The sequence below is a fragment of the Xanthomonas vasicola pv. musacearum NCPPB 4379 genome (genome assembly GCF_000277895.2).
GTDB classification, from domain to species: Bacteria; Pseudomonadota; Gammaproteobacteria; order Xanthomonadales; family Xanthomonadaceae; genus Xanthomonas; species Xanthomonas vasicola.
This window is the reverse complement of record NZ_CP034655.1, coordinates 1,217,324-1,233,455: the sequence shown is the minus strand read 5'-3', so window position 1 is coordinate 1,233,455 and position 16,132 is coordinate 1,217,324. Positions and strand designations below refer to the sequence as shown.

16 protein-coding genes, 1 tRNA gene and 1 other RNA gene are annotated in these 16,132 nt (G+C 60.8%); 11 read left to right on the top strand and 7 right to left on the bottom strand.

Annotated elements, in window-relative coordinates; translation table 11 throughout:
* Window positions 1-151: 151 nt before the first annotated feature.
* Window positions 152-1,990, bottom strand: coding sequence for a glycosyltransferase family 39 protein (locus tag KWO_RS05815; protein ID WP_010379032.1), 1,839 nt, complete (start codon window positions 1,988-1,990; stop codon window positions 152-154).
* Window positions 1,991-2,027: 37 nt separating this feature from the next.
* Here KWO_RS05815 and KWO_RS05810 point away from each other — a divergent pair, with 37 nt between their 5' ends.
* Genes KWO_RS05810 through KWO_RS05795 form a run of 4 tightly spaced genes read left to right on the top strand, consistent with a single transcriptional unit; the run spans window position 2,028 to window position 6,418 of the window.
* A complete protein-coding gene (locus tag KWO_RS05810) occupies window positions 2,028-2,981 on the top strand; it encodes an AAA family ATPase (RefSeq protein WP_010365148.1) in 954 nt (317 codons plus the stop codon).
* A 5-nt stretch (window positions 2,982-2,986) separates the two neighbouring features.
* Window positions 2,987-3,943 carry a DUF58 domain-containing protein gene (locus tag KWO_RS05805; RefSeq protein WP_010379035.1) on the top strand — a complete coding sequence of 319 codons (957 nt, stop codon included), beginning with the start codon at window positions 2,987-2,989 and terminating at the stop codon, window positions 3,941-3,943.
* Complete coding sequence (locus KWO_RS05800; RefSeq protein WP_010379038.1) at window positions 3,936-5,888, top strand: transglutaminase TgpA family protein; 1,953 nt, start codon at window positions 3,936-3,938, stop codon at window positions 5,886-5,888. Before KWO_RS05805 ends, KWO_RS05800 begins: the two co-directional genes overlap by 8 nt.
* Window positions 5,885-6,418 (top strand): Slp family lipoprotein, encoded by a 534-nt coding sequence (locus tag KWO_RS05795; protein ID WP_010379039.1) that lies wholly within the window; start codon window positions 5,885-5,887, stop codon window positions 6,416-6,418. The genes KWO_RS05800 and KWO_RS05795 overlap by 4 nt, the downstream gene beginning before the upstream one ends.
* Window positions 6,419-6,537: 119 nt before the next feature.
* On the opposite strand, the gene KWO_RS05790 is transcribed toward KWO_RS05795, so the two are convergent.
* The 4 genes from KWO_RS05790 to dnaX all read right to left on the bottom strand — a co-directional run bounded on the left by KWO_RS05790 (window position 6,538) and on the right by dnaX (window position 10,096).
* A complete protein-coding gene (locus tag KWO_RS05790) occupies window positions 6,538-6,888 on the bottom strand; it encodes a histidine triad nucleotide-binding protein (RefSeq protein WP_010365142.1) in 351 nt (116 codons plus the stop codon).
* Between the two features lie 105 nt (window positions 6,889-6,993).
* Window positions 6,994-7,587 carry a recombination mediator RecR gene (recR, locus tag KWO_RS05785; protein WP_010365139.1) on the bottom strand — a complete coding sequence of 198 codons (594 nt, stop codon included), beginning with the start codon at window positions 7,585-7,587 and terminating at the stop codon, window positions 6,994-6,996.
* Between the two features lie 94 nt (window positions 7,588-7,681).
* Window positions 7,682-8,002 carry a YbaB/EbfC family nucleoid-associated protein gene (locus KWO_RS05780; protein ID WP_005913896.1) on the bottom strand — a complete coding sequence of 107 codons (321 nt, stop codon included), beginning with the start codon at window positions 8,000-8,002 and terminating at the stop codon, window positions 7,682-7,684.
* Between the two features lie 6 nt (window positions 8,003-8,008).
* Window positions 8,009-10,096: a DNA polymerase III subunit gamma/tau gene (dnaX, locus tag KWO_RS05775; RefSeq protein ID WP_113622340.1), complete on the bottom strand. Its 2,088-nt coding sequence runs from the start codon at window positions 10,094-10,096 to the stop codon at window positions 8,009-8,011.
* 135 nt (window positions 10,097-10,231) lie between these two features.
* On the opposite strand from dnaX, the gene KWO_RS05770 reads away from it, so the two are divergent.
* From KWO_RS05770 to KWO_RS05745, 6 genes are all read left to right on the top strand, one after another.
* Window positions 10,232-10,324 (top strand) — tRNA-Ser (locus KWO_RS05770).
* 82 nt (window positions 10,325-10,406) lie between these two features.
* The gene (locus KWO_RS05765; RefSeq protein WP_227479813.1) at window positions 10,407-10,937 is read left to right on the top strand and encodes a DUF6538 domain-containing protein; all 531 of its coding nucleotides are present in this window, start codon (window positions 10,407-10,409) and stop codon (window positions 10,935-10,937) included.
* Window positions 10,938-10,995: 58 nt separating this feature from the next.
* Window positions 10,996-12,104 (top strand): IS3 family transposase gene (locus KWO_RS05760; RefSeq protein WP_126709079.1). Its coding sequence is split into 2 segments (ribosomal slippage): window positions 10,996-11,248 and window positions 11,248-12,104, totalling 1,110 coding nucleotides; the frame shifts between segments, so codons are not numbered across the junction.
* A gap of 57 nt (window positions 12,105-12,161) precedes the next feature.
* Window positions 12,162-12,491, top strand: coding sequence for a hypothetical protein (locus tag KWO_RS05755; protein ID WP_017112608.1), 330 nt, complete (start codon window positions 12,162-12,164; stop codon window positions 12,489-12,491).
* A gap of 173 nt (window positions 12,492-12,664) precedes the next feature.
* The gene (locus KWO_RS05750) at window positions 12,665-12,895 is read left to right on the top strand and encodes a hypothetical protein (RefSeq protein WP_017112609.1); all 231 of its coding nucleotides are present in this window, start codon (window positions 12,665-12,667) and stop codon (window positions 12,893-12,895) included.
* A 412-nt stretch (window positions 12,896-13,307) separates the two neighbouring features.
* Complete coding sequence (locus KWO_RS05745) at window positions 13,308-14,474, top strand: site-specific integrase (RefSeq protein WP_010376808.1); 1,167 nt, start codon at window positions 13,308-13,310, stop codon at window positions 14,472-14,474.
* A 26-nt stretch (window positions 14,475-14,500) separates the two neighbouring features.
* Here the strand turns inward: KWO_RS05745 and KWO_RS05740 are convergent, their stop codons facing one another.
* A complete protein-coding gene (locus KWO_RS05740) occupies window positions 14,501-14,905 on the bottom strand; it encodes an H-NS histone family protein (protein WP_010376806.1) in 405 nt (134 codons plus the stop codon).
* Window positions 14,906-14,984: 79 nt separating this feature from the next.
* A complete protein-coding gene (gene tenpIN, locus KWO_RS05735; RefSeq protein ID WP_010376804.1) occupies window positions 14,985-15,431 on the bottom strand; it encodes a type III toxin-antitoxin system TenpIN family toxin in 447 nt (148 codons plus the stop codon).
* Between the two features lie 433 nt (window positions 15,432-15,864).
* Between tenpIN and ffs the strand changes: the two genes are divergently transcribed.
* Window positions 15,865-15,961: signal recognition particle sRNA small type (gene ffs / locus KWO_RS05730), an RNA gene on the top strand.
* The last annotated feature ends 171 nt before the right edge of the window (window positions 15,962-16,132 follow it).

The following is a 16,132-nucleotide window of genomic DNA, read 5'->3' as shown; positions in this document are numbered from 1 at the left end:
CTAAAAATTTTTGTCCGCGCATTATCTCAGGCAAATTTTGCAGTCCATCTTCCAACACCCTTCACCTTCGCCTGGTAAGACAGCATCACCCGGAAGGCTGCTTGGTGACTCGTACGGCGGCTTTACTCGGCGCTGGAACTTACAAGCCACCTCATTTCTCGACAGTAAGCGGCTGTTCCCACCAATCTTCCACGCTGCCGTCGTGGCCGTGCAGGCGCAACCCTAGCCAGTGCATGCCGGGCGGCAATGCGTGGGTGTCGAGTGTGGCGGTGAAACCGACATTCGGGTGCTGTGGGTCGGTGGAGATTTTCCAGTACGGGCGCACATCGAGCGGGTTGCCGTAGGTCGCTTGCGCGACCGGGCGACCATCGAGCAGCAGCTCGACATTCGATAGCCCAATGCCGTCCTTGAAGGCCCAGCCACGCACCTCAAACTTGCCGGACACGGCGACGTTTGGCAGCGGTGTGTCGATCCACGCCATCGCCGGGGCCACGCTTGGCCCGGGCTGGCGTTGTGCAGGCAGTGCGAACAGCAGGAAGCGCTGATACCCGTGATCGGTGGAGACCACGGTCGGCGGCGGCAGCGGGCCGACCATGTCGCAGATGGCGTGGTAGCGCTTGAGCAGATCGCGATAACGCAGATCGCTGGGCGAGAGCACCAGTAGCCGCGGCCCGGTGCGCGTGCCGTCGCTGAGCAACCCCCACTGCTGCAACTGCGCGCTACGCCCATGCTTGTGGTTCAACTCGGCAGGCAGGACCTCGATATTGGCGTCGTGCAATTGGAAGCCGAGTTCCGCGCCGACTTTGAAATTTTCTGCCAGCACGCGCGTGCCCGGCGGCATCTGTGCAAGCCGGGATTTGACCGCACGCGCCAAATCGTTCCAGCCGGCGAAGTTGCGCGGGTAGTATTTTTTGCCGGCGGCATGCGCGCGAATCGACGGCACCGACACCGCCAGGTAGTAGCCGTAGGCGCCGAGCATGCCGAGCAGTGCGATCAACCACGCCGCGCGACGCAGCGGATGCGGCCAGCGCATCAGGATCACCGGCACCGCCACCAGCAGCGCCAGATAGCCGGGCAGCGGCCAGTGGAAGCTGATCCGCTCGGCATCGCTGAAGAAGCCGAGCACGAAAATTGCCACGGTCGAAATGCCGCCCAGCAAACCAAAGTAGCGCCACTGCGCACGTGAGCCGCCGCCGCTGCGGGTGCCGGCCAGGCCGACCTTGACCATCGCCCACGCTAGCAGCGGCGTCACCGCCACGGTCTGGATCAGCAGGAACCACAGCCCGCCGATCTGGAACCGCCATGGATGGCGGTCGACCAATTGAAAGCGCAACCCGGCATCGTCGTGGTCGGTATTCCAGAACAGCAGCGGCAACCAACTCACCGCGCCTACGGTCAGCGCCATCCAGATGCGCGGATCGCGCATCACCGCACGCCCTTGCGGGATGCACAGCAATGCAATACAGCCCACCCCGATCACCCCGACAAAGCGGTAGTGACTGAGCGCACCGATGACCAAGCCGATGGCGAGCTCCAGCGCGCTGGTGGCATCGACCTCGCGCAGCAAGCGCGCGCCGGCATCCATGCACAGCACCGCCGCCAACGCCATCGGCACATCCGGCACGGCCAGAATGCCCAGCGTGGCCGATAGCGGCATCAACAAGGTCAGGCTGCCGGCCTGCCAGCCCAGCGTTGAGCCGAACCAGCGCGTGGCGATATGCGCGATCAGCCAGGGAATCAGCGCAGAAATGGCCAGAAACGGCAGTCGCAGGGCCAGCAGGTGATGCCCGCCCAACTCCACGCCCAACCGCGCCAGCCAGGCGGTTATGCCTGGCAGATCCGAATAGGCCGCGGCCAGATGCTGGCCTTCCTGCCAGTAAAACGCCTCATCCACGAACAGCGGCAAGCGTGCCGCGATCAATAGCTTGACGGCCGTCGCCAGTGTCCACAGGATCACGAAGGTGCGATGTGCGCGTTGGTCCCCTTGCATTGCCCTGTGCACTCTTCTTTTCACCTACGGAATTGTGATGTCGACACCGCTGCGTTCCACGGAAATGCTAACCGATGCGCTGCGCCAATCGCTGCGGCGCGCACAAGACCAGGTCAATTCGCTGCTGCTGGGCAAGGCGCAAGAAGTGCGGCTGGCATTCGTGGCGCTGCTGTCCGGTGGACATTTATTGATCGAGGACCTGCCTGGCCTGGGCAAGACCACCCTCGCCCATGCGATGGCCTCCAGCCTGGGGCTGGGCTTTCAGCGCGTGCAGTTCACCTCCGACCTGCTGCCGGCCGATGTGTTGGGGGTCTCGGTCTACGACGCTGCCTCGCGGCAATTCCAGTTTCATCCCGGCCCGGTGTTCACCAACGTGCTGCTGGCCGACGAAATCAATCGCGCCCCGCCGCGCACACAGAGCTCGCTGCTGGAGGCGATGGCCGAGCAGCAAGTGACCCTGGATGGCGTGACGCATGCGTTGCCGGAACCGTTCTTCGTGATCGCCACGCAGAACCCGGTCGATCTGTCCGGCACCTTCCCCTTACCTGATTCGCAGCTGGACCGCTTCCTGTTGCGGCTAAGCCTGGGCTACCCCAGCGCCGACGCCGAACGTGCACTGCTCTCCGGGGTGGATCGGCGCGAGCTGATCGCCCAGGCCGCCCCGCAACTCAGCGACGCCGAGGTGGTCACGCTGCGCGCGGTGGTCAACCAGATCCACACCAGCGATGCGCTGATCGGCTACGTGCAGGCCTTGCTGCTACGTAGCCGCCAGCACGCCGGGGTGCGCGTGGGCTTGTCGCCGCGCGCAGGCATCGCACTGTTGCGTGCGGCCAAGGCCTACGCGCTGCTGCTCGGGCGCGAGCATGTGCTGCCCGAAGACGTGCAGGCGCTGTTCGTGGCGGTGGCCGGGCACCGGCTGGTGCCGGAAGCCGAATCTTCGTCCGGGCCGGCGCTGGCCAAGGCGCTGCTGCACAGCGTGCCGGTGGACTGACCCAGGTGCGTGCGCGCCTGCGCGGCATTGGTCGCCGACTCAGCCTTTTGGCACGTCCGCGGGGCCCCGAGGCCGTGCCGATCGTGCTGGATCGGCGGCGCATCTATGTGCTGCCGACCCGCTTCGGGCTGTTCGTCACCGCGTTGCTGCTGGCGATGCTGCTGGGCGCACTGAACTACAACAACAACCCGGCACTGCTGCTCGCGCTGCTGCTGGCCACGGCCGGGATCGCCAGCACCATCATGGCGCACCTGCAATTGTCGGCGCTGCGCATCGAAGCGGTGTCGGCCGAACCGGTGGTCGCCGGCGAACCGCTGCGTATGCGGGTCTCATTGGCGCGTCGCGACACCCGCACACGGCGCGGCCTGCGACTGGATCATCTGGATAGCAGCGGCTTCTGTTCGCTGATCGCGCACGACATGGTCGAGGTCGACCTGCTGGTGCCCACCGAGCGCCGCGGCTGGCAGGACATCGAGCGCATTCGTCTCTCCAGCAGTCAGCCGCTGGGCCTGGTGCGCGCCTGGTCGTGGGTGTGGCCGGAGACGCCGTTGCTGGCGTATCCGAAGCCAGAGGAGCAAGGGCCGGCGCTGCCCGATGGCGCAGGTTCGCCCAACCAGACCCGCTTGCACGCACAAGGCGAGGAATTGCATCAGCTGCGCCCGTATCGCGCCGGCGATGCGCCACGCACGATTTCCTGGAAACATTCGGCGCGGCGCGACACGCTGCTGGTGCGCGAATACGAACAGCCGCTGGGAATCGAAGTCAAGCTGGACTGGCGCGCGCTCAACGCGCTGCCGTACGAACGCCGCATCGCGCGGCTGGCGCGTTGGGTCAACTTGGCCGAGCGCGACGGGCGCCGCTATCGCCTGCTGTTGCCGGGACAGCCGCCGCTAGGTCCCGCGCAAGGGCCTTCACACCATCACCTGTGTTTGCGCGCCCTGGCACTGCTTCCGCATGACTGAGCCCTCCCTCCCGATCAGCCAGGCCAGCCGCGCCTGGGTACTCGCCACCAGCTGGCTGGCATTGGCACCGCTGTTGTTGCAGCTGCCCGGCTTGCTTGCCACCACCGTGGCCGTGGCCGCGGTGCTGGTCTGCGTGCTGAGCTGGCGCGGGACCTTGATGGCGCCGGTGCGGTTGTTGCTGGTGATCGCGATGCTGGCGGCGGTGTACTGGCAGATCGGCATGCGCTTCGGCCGCGACACTGGCTGTGCGGTGCTGGCATCGATGCTGGCAATCAAGGCATCCGAACTGCGCACCCTGCGCGATGCCCGCAGCCTGCTCGGCTTTGCGTTATTCGCTCCGTTTGCGGCGTTTCTGCTCGACCAGGGGCCGGCGACCATGGGCCTGGCGCTGCTGGCGGTGGTCAGCGCCTTGCTGAGCATGCAGCGGCTGGCCGACGAAGAGCATCGCACCACCACGCCAACCCTTCGACTGCAATTGCGTGGCATCGGCAAGCTGGTTGCCATCGGCGTACCGCTGGCCCTGGCCACCTTCTGGCTGTTGCCGCGCCTGAGTTCGCCACTGTGGGGCGTGCCCGAACGCGCGCTGTCGCGGCCCGGACTGTCGGACAACATGTCGCCTGGCGAATGGATCGACCTGATGGCCGACGACAGCCCGGCCTTGCGCGTGCAATTCACCGGCAAGGCGCCACCGCCGAAACAGCGCTACTGGCGCGGACCGGTGATGTGGGACTTCGACGGTCGCACCTGGCAGCGCGCACGCTGGACCGGCCGCGCCCAACCCGCCTCGATGACCGCAGGCCCGCAGACCTATCGTTATCGCCTGGATTACGAGCCCACTGATCGCCGCCAGCTGGTGTCGCTGGATCTGCCCACCCAAGCGGTAGCCAACGCCGAGTTATCGCCCGACTACGAACTGTTCGCGCAACGGCCGTTGAGCGCACTGACCCGCTGGGACCTGCAATCCGCACCGCCTGCCCGCTTTGATACCGACCTACCCGAGCAATTGCGCAAGCGCGCGCTTGCACTGCCGCCCGGCTTCAATCCGCGCACTGTCGCGCTGGCACGGCAATGGCGTAGCGAGGGCGGCAACAACGACGATGCGGTGGTGCAGCGCGCGCTGCAATGGATCACCCGCGAATTCGCCTACACACTGGAAACGCCGCTGCTCGGCCGCAACAGCGTGGATGAATTCCTGTTCCAGCAAAAGGCCGGTTTCTGCGAACACTTCAGTTCCTCGTTCGTGGTGCTGATGCGCGCGGCCGGCATCCCGTCGCGTGTGGTCACCGGCTATGCCGGCGGCACCTACAACCGGCTGGGCAATTACTGGGTGGTGCGGCGCATGGACGCGCATGCCTGGACCGAAGTCTGGCTGGCCGGACGTGGCTGGGTGCGCGTGGATCCCACCGCCGCGGTGGCACCGGAACGCATTTACGACACGCTCGAAGATCCCCTGCAAACCGGCGGCGGCAACAACTTCGCCGACCTCGGCGCATGGGCCAGCATTGGCCAGGTCAGCGACTGGCTGCGGCGTGGCTGGAACGAGCTGGTGCTGTCTTTCGATGCAGACCGCCAGCAGCGGCTGCTGCAACCGTTCGGCATCGATCGCCTGGACACCTCGCAACTGGCCGCCATCTTCGGCGTGTTCGCGGTAAGCGCGCTGGCGTGGATGGGGTGGCTGCTGGCACGCAGCGAACTTGAGCGCGACCCGTTGCTGCGCGCCTGGCACCGGCTGAGCCGCCGCTACCGCAAGCTCGGCCTTGCCCGTGAGCCGCACGAACCGGCCGGCGTCTGGGCGCAACGTGTCGCCCGCTCACACCCGAATACGGCATTGTTGGCACTCAGCCAACGTTTCGCTGCCGCGCGATACGCTGGCGCGGATTCGGACAGCGCCACTCTCTTGAAAGACTTGCTGCAGCATCGCCCGCGAACCGGAGCTTCCTCATGAGTACCCGTTTTCTTGTTCCTCTTATCGCTGTGCTCGGGCTCGCAGCCTGCGCTACCGCGCCCAAGCCGCTGCAGGGCCAGTTCCCTACGGTCAGTCCGAGTGATTCCACCGCCAGCGCCCAGGTCGGCACGTCCGTGCGCTGGGGTGGCAAGATCATCAAGACCACGCCTGCCCAGGGTCAGACATGCTTCGAACTGATCTCGCGCCCGCTCAATGCCAGCGGTCGCCCGGACCGTAATGCCGTGGATGCCAGCGACGGCCGCTTCCTGGCCTGCCGTTCCGGCTTCTACGATCCGGCGGTGTTCGAGCCTGGTCGCGAAGTGACCTTCATCGGCAAGATCGAAGGCTACGAAACCACCAAGATCGGCGAATACGACTACAAACTGCCCAAGGTCAATGCAGACGTGGTCTACCTGTGGCCAGTCGTGCGCGACGTGGACGTGGTGCCGGCTTACCCGTACGGCCCGTGGGGCGACCCGTGGGGTCCGCGCTGGGGCGGCGGTTGGGGCTGGGGCCGCGGCTGGTGGTAATGCACCGCTGACCTAAGTGTGGCTCGCAAAAACGCCGCTCGCAGGGAGCGGCGTTTTTGTATGCGCGTGACGATCGTTGCGCTACGCGGCCTGCGCGCAACGGGTGATCGAACGACGCATCACGGCGTGCCGAAGCGGCCCAGTGGTGCACCGGCCAACAAATGCAGATGGATATGGAACACCGTCTGGCCGGCATGCTCGCGGCAATTCATCACGATGCGGTAGCCGTCCTGCGCCAACCCCTGCGCGCGCGCGTATGCCGCCGCCGCGATGGCCAACTTACCGACCAGCAGCGCCTGCTCCGGCGGCACATCGTCCAGGGTCGCAATAGCGTGCTGTTTGGGAATGAAGAGCACATGCACCGGCGCCTGCGGTGCGATGTCTTCGAAGCCCAGCACCTCATCGTCTTCATACACGATGGTGGCCGGAATTTCGCGACGAATGATTTTGCCGAAGATGGTGTCAGTCATGGGATGGGAATAGGGAATCGGGATTAGGTAATCGCAAGAGCTTACCGCGCGTGCTTTTGACTTTGCTTCTCCGATTCCCTATTCACGATTCCCGATTCCCAGCCCTCAAAGCACTTCACTGCGGGTGCCGAAGGCGTGTGACAGGGTGCCGCGATCCACGTATTCCAGCTCGCCGCCCAGCGGCATGCCCTGGGCAAGCCGGCTCGGGCGTACCGCGTGCTGGCGGGCAAGTTGCGCGAGGTAATGGGCGGTGGCCTCGCCTTCCACGGTGGCGTTGGTGGCGATGATCATTTCGGTCACTTCGCCCGCAGCCAGACGCTCGCCGAGCCGATCCAGCCCCAGTTCGCGCGGGCCGATGCCATCCAGCGGCGACAGGCGCCCCTGCAGAATGAAATACAGCCCGCGGTAGCCGGTGGCATGCTCGATCGCCAAGCGATCAGCCGGCGATTCCACCACGCACAGCTGCTGTCGGTCGCGGCTGCTGCTGGCGCAGATGGTGCAGATTTCCGACTCGGTGAAGTCGCGGCATTGCACACAATGCCCCACCTTTTCCACCGCATTGGCCAGCGTCGTCGCCAGACGCCGTCCACCCTCACGCTCGCGCTCAAGCACGTGATAGGCCATGCGCTGCGCCGACTTCTGGCCCACACCGGGCAATACCCGGAAGGCCTCGATCAGTTGTTCAAGCAGAGTGGACATTGGGTCGGGAATCGGGAATCGAGATTGGGGAATCGCAGCAGCAAAGCCAGCTCGCTCTACGATTCCCGATTCCCCACTCTCGACTCCCCGCCTTTCAGAACGGCAACTTCATGCCAGGCGGCAACTGCATGCCGGCCGTCGCCGAGCCCATGCGGTCCTTGGATTCGGCGTCGATCTTGTTGGAGGCGTCATTGAAGGCGGCGGCGATCAGGTCCTCGGCCATCTCCTGGTCGGAGAGGATGCTTGGGTCGATGCGCACCTTGCGGCATTCCTTGGCGCCGGTCAGCGTCACGCTGACCATGCCGCCGCCGGCGGTGCCGGTGACTTCCAGCTTGGCCAGTTCTTCCTGGGCGCGCTGCAGGTTTTCCTGCATCTTTTGCGCCTGCTGCATCAGTTGGGCAATATTTCCACGCATGGGGCGTTACTCGTCGTAAGGGCGGATGGAATCGGGGACGAGCCGCGCGCCTTGCTGCTGGATCAGCAGCTGCACCGTCGGGTCGTTCATGAAGGCTGTTTCGGCAGCGCTCTGGCGCTCGCCTTTCTGCCGGTTGGCGCGCTCGTGCAAGGTCTCGACATCGGCGCTGCCCGTTTCGATGACGATGCGCGGCGTGTTGCCCAACACCGGTGCCAACGCCTGCGCGAGATTGGCGATGGAGCGCTCGGAATTGAGATATTCAAAGCCCGGCGCCAGCGCCAGCCGCAGCACGCCATCGCGATGACCGATAAACGCGGCGTTGGCGGCCAGCTGGCGCGACGGACCGTTCAAGCCACTGCGCGTGACCAGCTCCAGCCATTGCTCGGCATCGGCGATGCGGCCGTCATCGAGCAGGGCCGATGCATCGGTTGCCGAACTTGATGCTGGCAATGCCGCTGCCGATGGCGCAGCCACCACTGGCTCTACGAGCGATGAGTGCTCGACAAGCGCGGCCTGCGAAGACGTTGCAGCCGAAGCCGGAGCTCCCACCGCAGCATCAGACGCAATCGCAGCGTGTTGCGCGAGCTCGGCAGGTGCAGACGGCGGGGCCATGGCAGCTTCAGGCGCGAGCATTGCAACCGCGTCGGACGTGGGCACCGCCTGTGCACGCACCGGCGCATCGTCCACTGCCCACGGCGGCGTGTCGTCATTCCGCGCACTGGCTGCAGACGCACAACTAGCCGAAGAAGATTCCTGGGGGGCAAGCACGACAACCGCAGCCGGCACAGCAGCTGCGGCCGGAGTTGCCTGGGGAGCTGATGCTGGCAAGGACGCCTCCGCAGCCGCGACAGGCATCGTATCCGTCACCGCCGCAGGTGCGGCCACGACGGCAGGCGCAGCTGTCACCGGCGCTGCCACGGCCGGCGCAGCAGCCTGACCGCCGGCGGCGGCCGAGCGCACGCCACCGCCTGCCGTGGCGCCGCGCCCGTCATCCGAGCCGCCAACCGGCACCGCCGCTGCAGGACGGAAGGCCAGCATGCGCAGCACTGCCATTTCGAAACCGGCGCGCGGGCTCGGCGCCAGATACAGATCGCGGCGCCCGTTGAGCGCCATCTGGTACCACAGCTGCACCACTTCCGGCCGCAGCTGCGCCGCAAACGGGGTCGGGTCGATGCCGTCCCCAACGAAGGCCACCGACGGCACCAACTGCTGCACCTGCACGCGATGCAACGCCTCGGCCAGGGCTTCCAGCACACCGCTCCAATCGGGCGAAAATTCGGCCAGCGCGGCGACGACCTGCAGCAGGCGCGCACCATCGCCGTCGGCCAGCGACTGCAGCATCGCGCCGACCTGGGTGCGATCGACCGTGCCCAGCATGGTGCGCACCACGTCTTCGCGCAGGGCGCCGCCGGCATAGGCGATGGCCTGGTCCAGCAGCGACAGACCATCGCGCAGCGAGCCGTCGGCCGCCTTGGACAGCTGCACGATTGCCGACGGATCCGATTCGATCTGCTCGGCAGCCAGGATGCGCGTCATCTGGCCCTGAATCTGATCCTCATCCAGCCGCTTGAGATTGAATTGCAGGCAGCGCGACAGCACCGTCACCGGCAATTTCTGCGGGTCGGTGGTGGCCAGCAGGAACTTCACGTGTTCCGGCGGCTCTTCCAGCGTCTTCAGCAGCGCATTGAAGGCCGCCTTGGAGAGCATGTGCACTTCGTCGATCAGGTACACCTTGAACTTGCCGCGAGAGGGCATGTACTGCGCGTTTTCGATCACCTCGCGCACATCGTCCACACCGGTGTTGGACGCGGCGTCGATCTCCAGCAGGTCGATGTAACGGCCAGCATCGATGTCCAGGCAGGCCGGGCACTGGCCGCATGGGTCGGCACTGGTGCCGGTCTCGCAGTTGAGCGATTTGGCGAAAATGCGCGCGATGGTGGTCTTGCCCACGCCGCGGGTGCCGGTGAACAGGAACGCGTGATGCACGCGCCCACTGTCGAGCGCGTTACTGAGCGCGCGGACCACGTGTTCCTGGCCTACGAGTTCGGCAAAACGCTTCGGGCGCCACTTGCGGGCAAGAACGAGATAAGACATCGGGCAACCGGCTTTGTTTGAGCCGATATTGTGCCACGCCCGGTCTCAACGGCTGCGGCTGGAAGATTCAGCTTGTGGTACGGGCCGGCGACCGCTAGAATTTGCGGCCCTGTTCGACCACGGTCGTGCAGGCACGGAGAGGTGTCCGAGTGGTTGAAGGAGCACGCCTGGAAAGTGTGTAAGCGTCTAAACCGCGCTTCGGGGGTTCGAATCCCCCTCTCTCCGCCAGATTACGCAAACCCCTGATAAATCAGGGGTTTTTGCTTTCTGGCAAGCTCTCGGACGGGACACAAATCGGGACACATCCCCGATGCGTATTCCTCATCATTTGGTCCGCTCCCCGTCTGGTCGCTGGTCCTTCCGCCAACGCGTGCCAAAGGACCTCCAAGCCAAGCTTGGCCAACGGATCATCAAGCGGACGCTTAGAACGACAGAATTGCGCCAAGCCCAGGTCCAAGCGATTGGCTTGGCATCCAGCTATGCTCAGGTCTTCAACGCAGTTCGGGGACTGCCGATGGACCGAATGACCACGAAGTATGTGGATGCGCTCGTTGAGCGCTTGACCCAAGATCAGAACCGGAAGGATCTGACGCTCCATCGCACCCAAGCGCCCGATGGAACGGTGACCGAGCAATGGCAAATCGATAATGAAGAAGATGTCCGGCTCTATCGCCAAGCTCAGGGGTGGGCAGCGTCTTCTGAGGTTGCCTCGATTGGCATGCTGCCACCCGAACTGATCGAGCAAAGAAAGCCTGCTGTCGCTTGTGTCGATGAAATTATTTCGATGGAAAAGGCTAGGGATGGCTGGTTGGCCACCTTGAAGGCTGTCGACTCCCCGTAAAATTGATCCATCCATAGTTAGAGGTCTCCGGGCACACTAGCCACCAAGGAGACCAACGATGCGCAAGAGCAAGTTCACCGAGAGCCAGATTGTCGCCACGCTGAAGCAGGTTGAGGGCGGCCGCCATGTCAAGGATGTGTGCCGTGAGCTGGGTATTTCCGACGCCACGTACTACGTCTGGAAGTCCAAGTACGGTGGCATGGAGGCCGCTGATGTCCAGCGCCTTCGCGACCTGGAGACCGAGCACAGCAAGCTCAAACGCATGTACGCCGAGCTCGCGATGGAAAACCATGCATTGAAGGATGTCATCGCAAAAAAACTGTAGACCCGGCGCATAAACGCCCGCTTCTTGCCTGGCTCGTCGAGCAGCATGGCTGGAGCGAGCGCCGGGCCTGTGCAGTCGTTGGCGTGGCTCGCTCGACAGCGCGCTATCGGCGCCGTCCTGATCGCAACGAGAAGGTCATTGCGCTGCTGTCCGAATTGGCCGAGCGCTTTCCCGAGCGTGGGTTTGGAAAGCTCTTTCAGATCATCCGCCGTCGCGGACACGTGTGGAATCACAAAAGGGTCTGGCGTGTGTATTGCCTGATGAAACTCAATCAACGGCGTCGCAGCAGGCGCCGGGTCCCGACCCGTCATCCACAACCGTTGGCATGCGGAGCACACCCCAATGCCGGATGGTCGATCGACTTCATGTCCGATGCGCTGTGGGATGGTCGACGCTTCCGTACGTTCAATGTCATCGACGACTTCAGCCGGGAAGCCTTGGCGATCGAAGTGGACTTGAATCTTCCGGCCGCCCGCGTCATCCGCACTTTGGAACGCATCGCGGCCTGGCGCGGCTACCCCGGCAAACTTCGTTTGGACAATGGCCCGGAGTTTGTCGCATTGGCCTTGGCCGAGTGGGCCGAGCGCAAGGGCATCGCCTTGGACTTCATCGAGCCGGGGCGTCCAATGCAAAACGGTTTTATCGAACGCTTCAACGGCAGCTACCGGCGCGGCGTGCTGGACATGCATCTGTTCCGCACGCTGAGCGAGGTTCGCGAACAGACCGAACACTGGCTGGCCGACTACAACCAGCAGATCCCGCACGACAGCCTGGGCGGGCTAACACCCGCCGAGTTCCGTGATCAACATCAACCGCAGACCTCTAGTTTTGGCTGGCACTGAATTAAGGGGAGTCGACACTTCATCGCTATTGTTGTCGGCGTTGCGGTCGCTTTGGGATTGAGCAAGGGGTTGAAGACCAGGCGTGACAACGCTGAATTCCGTGGTGACTTCCCGAAATATTACGGATACAAAAACACTGACATTGCGCTCTCGACGGCTCGATCAGCAGTCAAGCTAAGGATGGGAAGGAACACAAAAGCGTATCAGTTCACTGATATCAGGGGATGGCAAAAGCACTGGCACAATTCAAGACATGAAGGCACTCTCACGATCAACGTTCGTGACATCGACATCCCGGTCTGGACCATCAAGTTCGGCTCGGAAGATGAAATGAACCGCTGGTATGAATTGATGGGCCAAGCGATCAATGAGCGCCTAAAGCTTTGATTCAAGGCATCCAACACCATCAAAAAAGCCCCTTCTGGGGCTTTTTTTGCGAATCGTTACTTTGGAGATACTGGGAAAGGAAGGTCTCCATTTCACCTTTTAATCAAGGGACGAATCCACATGTCCGGATTTCCCCACCTTGACGATGAGGGATTCTGTGCTATGAATCGAAGATGGCAAAATCACGCGAAGCCACTGATAAAGAAATTATGGAACTCACGGCTAACAAGGAATACCGCGAGTGGCTGATCAATTTGGCCAAAGAACTGGTCTTGGAGCAAGGAGACGTGGTTATTACGGTAGAGATCGAGCATGTCCTAGAAGAGTTCGTGGAAGGCCAGATTGACCATATACAACTCAGTCGTGAACTTCAAAAGATTGCTGGTGGTCCAACCCTTCACTGATCTCAGGTCTACTATAGATCTTGGCACCCACAACGTAACACGGGACGAAGTCATATAGCCGAGTTAGTTACGGAAAAAATCCTATTGATAACGGGACAACGATTTTTATCGGATTTGGCGCCGGCATCTATAGTAATGCAACAAATCTTTTAAGACTTATTGACAGCATGCGTCTTATCGGTATTTTCATGTAATGCTGCCTGATGACGAACCCGATGACGCTTCCGAACTTCCCAGTTGCTCTACTGGGAGGATTACTATTGGATCCGTTACCTTCGAGCCCTTTCATTTTAGAGGGGTAGATGCCGCAAAGAACTTAGATCGAACTCTTAGGACTCTCCTCAAATTTTCCCTTAAACACGGACATGCCCTCACTACCCGTTCCCAAGAATTGGCTCAAAAAGGCAAAGTCTTGTTCTTGTCAGATGAAATTTCCAAATACCTTCTCAGCATGGAGGCTAATTGCGAAGACTCGGCCAATATTTCTACAACCAAGCATGCGCTCCACCTGCTAATTGGAGTCATTGGGGACAAGGCAATCGCAGAAATTGATCAGGACGACATCACCACCTTCAAGGACGCTTTACAGTGGTGGCCGTCCAACGCAACGAGAAAGGCTGAATATCAAGGGCTGTCGATCGCCGAAATTATTCAGAAAGGACGATCGCAGGGGCAGCGAGAACTGTCCGCAAATACCATCAACAACAATATGGCTAAGGTCAACAAGTTCTTCAACAGCCTGGCGTTAAAGCAAAAAATATCTCATTCGCCAATGAAAGGCGTTGAACTCAAAATACGCAATAGCGGTCCGATTGAGGAGCGGCTTTTTGGGCCAGATGACCTCGCCGCTATTTTTAATGGACAAGACTACATGACGTGGGTCAACGGCAAACCCCACCTCTATTGGGCACCTCTTATTGCCTACTGCAGCGGTGCAAGGATTAATGAAATTGCCCAGCTCAAAATTGCGGACATTGTCGAAGCTGAAGGGCAACTATGCTTCCTGATGCGCGTGACCAAAGACATCGATGAGAACGGGGTAAAGCTTAAAACGTCCAATCAGAAGCTCAAAGGCAAGTCATCTGCCAGAGTGATCCCGATTTCTCCTCTTTTGATAGCGCAAGGATTTGATCGCTACATGGAAGACATAAGAAAAACTGAGCACTCTCGCCTCTTCCCGCTTCTCCCAGCAGGCGTGAGCATCATTAATGGAAGACGCAAGGTCTTAGGCTATGGCTACACCCTCACGCCCCAATTCAGCGCTTATCTCAAAACTAAGGGATTTGAGAAAGGCGTTGCCTTCCATGCCTTTCGCCATACCTTCGCCACCATGCTCTATCAACAAGGCGTCGAGATTGAAGATATTGAGCAATTGACAGGGCATCTGCCCTCCTTCCATTCGCGTAAAATGAGCGCAGCCACGTTGAAATCGCACTACTTGCACCTCGGCAACAAAACCGCGGAGATCGACGCTATGGTGAGAACAATCAATGCACTTCGTCCATTCCCAGAAATTCCAATTTACAGAACCCAGGACTTCCAAAAAGCCTTATCGCAGCGCCACAAATTCCACCCATAAAAAAGCCCCGCAATGCGGGGCTTTTTTCATCCAGGAAACTTAGGGAACTTCTCATCTGGATGCTTCGCCTTCCATTCTTTATAAGCCGCTGATCCTTCCCAAGCGGCAAACGAACGAGGCGTCCGGCCCCTGCCCGTCCACGTTTCTTGGGTGTGCGGAAGCCAATACTTCGGGGCGACTTCCTTCTTGGTGCCGGCTGCCTTCTTCGGCCGACCTTGGACAGGGATGGAACTACCCACCTGGGCCGCAAGCTCGGCTTTTTGCTTGGCAGTGAAGTGCTGTCCAAAGCGACTCAGCAAATCAGACACTTGAAGAAAAGCACTTGAAGCTTCTTCAACGAGAAGCGTTGCTTCCTGCTCTTCGAGCTTCTTTAACTCCTCGGCGAGCTTGGCTTTGGCGGAGGCAATTGAATCAAGAGTTGGCTTGGACATCGGATGGTGTCTCGAGTGCGAGTTGTTCAAATTTTAATGCTACCGCTTTGCGAAAGGAACCTGCGCGCGAACTCTACCGTTAGGTTAGACCCAACTCTGCATGATAATTTTGGAGGGTAGAGAACCTATAACCATGCAAGATATTTTCGTCTGATCTACCCACCCCAAGAACATATCGATCAACATATTTGCCAAATTGACTCGAAATGTGATGGGCGTGGGCTTTAATTTTCACATATTCGCCGTCGTCTATCATAAACGGCCGATCAGAGATGTAATCGTCTCTAATGAGTAGCACCGCCTTCGTGTAATCCAGACCCTTATCAAGCGTAGTGCGATAGCAGTGCTTGTGCGAAATATGCGTCCTTAGTGGAATTCCAAAGCGCAAGCTGTTGTGCGAAATCAAAGCGATACCATAGCCACGCTTTTTTTCGCCGTCCCACACTCCACGCGCATCTTTATCTAGCACTTCGACAAGATGGGTGTTTTCTTGGAAAAATTTTTGCTCTAACTTCAAGATACGCATGGGTTCCCTCCCTACTCCTGCGCAAGAAAAAAGGGACCTTGCGGACCCTTGTTTCTTCATTCAGATGAGCGCTTCTTTTTTTAACGTGGGGACTACTCTTCCGCCACATAACTCTTTTGAGCATTTCTTTTTTAACGTGGGGATTGCTCTTCCACCACCTCGTGCAGCTAGGCTACGCCCAATCCTTGGCAATGTCAACAAGCGTTCAACTACGCCACTTCATCTGCGCTATCCCTAGCGGGCAATGGCCTGAGGGGCTACAATAGCGGGACACAAACAAGGACACCAGTCCGGTTTGCGTTCCGGTTAGAGATCAAGGGGTTAGAGCGGATTCAGCCGTCTCCCCCTCTCTCCGCCAGTTTCATGATTTGCGCAACGGCACCATGGCGCAAATCGCAGGGCCATATCCAATGGCCCACGTCTTATGGTGGCCCCGTCGGTCCCTCGCGACGCTAGATCGAAAATCCCGCCAGGGCCGGAAGGCAGCAACGGTATCGATTGATGCGGGCGCCGAGGTCAACCGGCGGGGACACCACCCTAACTTTCCACATACGCCTGGCCATTAGCCGGAGCGCTGGCTTGCGCCTGATTGATCGTGCAACAAGCAGCAGTCATCTTTTGCGGCGCTGTGCGCCCATGCATAAAGCCAACCAGTCATTTGTGCCCGCCGTGATGACGGCGCGCGTATTGCCACATCCTCA

Bases quoted from the DNA above. Each gene is read 5' to 3' on its own strand.
- KWO_RS05815 (WP_010379032.1), bottom strand. From the start codon at position 1,990: ATGCAAGGGGACCAACGCGCACATCGCACCTTCGTGATCCTGTGGACA.
- KWO_RS05810 (WP_010365148.1), top strand. From the start codon at position 2,028: ATGTCGACACCGCTGCGTTCCACGGAAATGCTAACCGATGCGCTGCGC.
- KWO_RS05800 (WP_010379038.1), top strand. From the start codon at position 3,936: ATGACTGAGCCCTCCCTCCCGATCAGCCAGGCCAGCCGCGCCTGGGTA.
- KWO_RS05795 (WP_010379039.1), top strand. From the start codon at position 5,885: ATGAGTACCCGTTTTCTTGTTCCTCTTATCGCTGTGCTCGGGCTCGCA.
- KWO_RS05790 (WP_010365142.1), bottom strand. From the start codon at position 6,888: ATGACTGACACCATCTTCGGCAAAATCATTCGTCGCGAAATTCCGGCC.
- recR (WP_010365139.1), bottom strand. From the start codon at position 7,587: ATGTCCACTCTGCTTGAACAACTGATCGAGGCCTTCCGGGTATTGCCC.
- KWO_RS05780 (WP_005913896.1), bottom strand. From the start codon at position 8,002: ATGCGTGGAAATATTGCCCAACTGATGCAGCAGGCGCAAAAGATGCAG.
- dnaX (WP_113622340.1), bottom strand. From the start codon at position 10,096: ATGTCTTATCTCGTTCTTGCCCGCAAGTGGCGCCCGAAGCGTTTTGCC.
- KWO_RS05765 (WP_227479813.1), top strand. From the start codon at position 10,407: ATGCGTATTCCTCATCATTTGGTCCGCTCCCCGTCTGGTCGCTGGTCC.
- KWO_RS05750 (WP_017112609.1), top strand. From the start codon at position 12,665: ATGGCAAAATCACGCGAAGCCACTGATAAAGAAATTATGGAACTCACG.
- KWO_RS05740 (WP_010376806.1), bottom strand. From the start codon at position 14,905: ATGTCCAAGCCAACTCTTGATTCAATTGCCTCCGCCAAAGCCAAGCTC.
- tenpIN (WP_010376804.1), bottom strand. From the start codon at position 15,431: ATGCGTATCTTGAAGTTAGAGCAAAAATTTTTCCAAGAAAACACCCAT.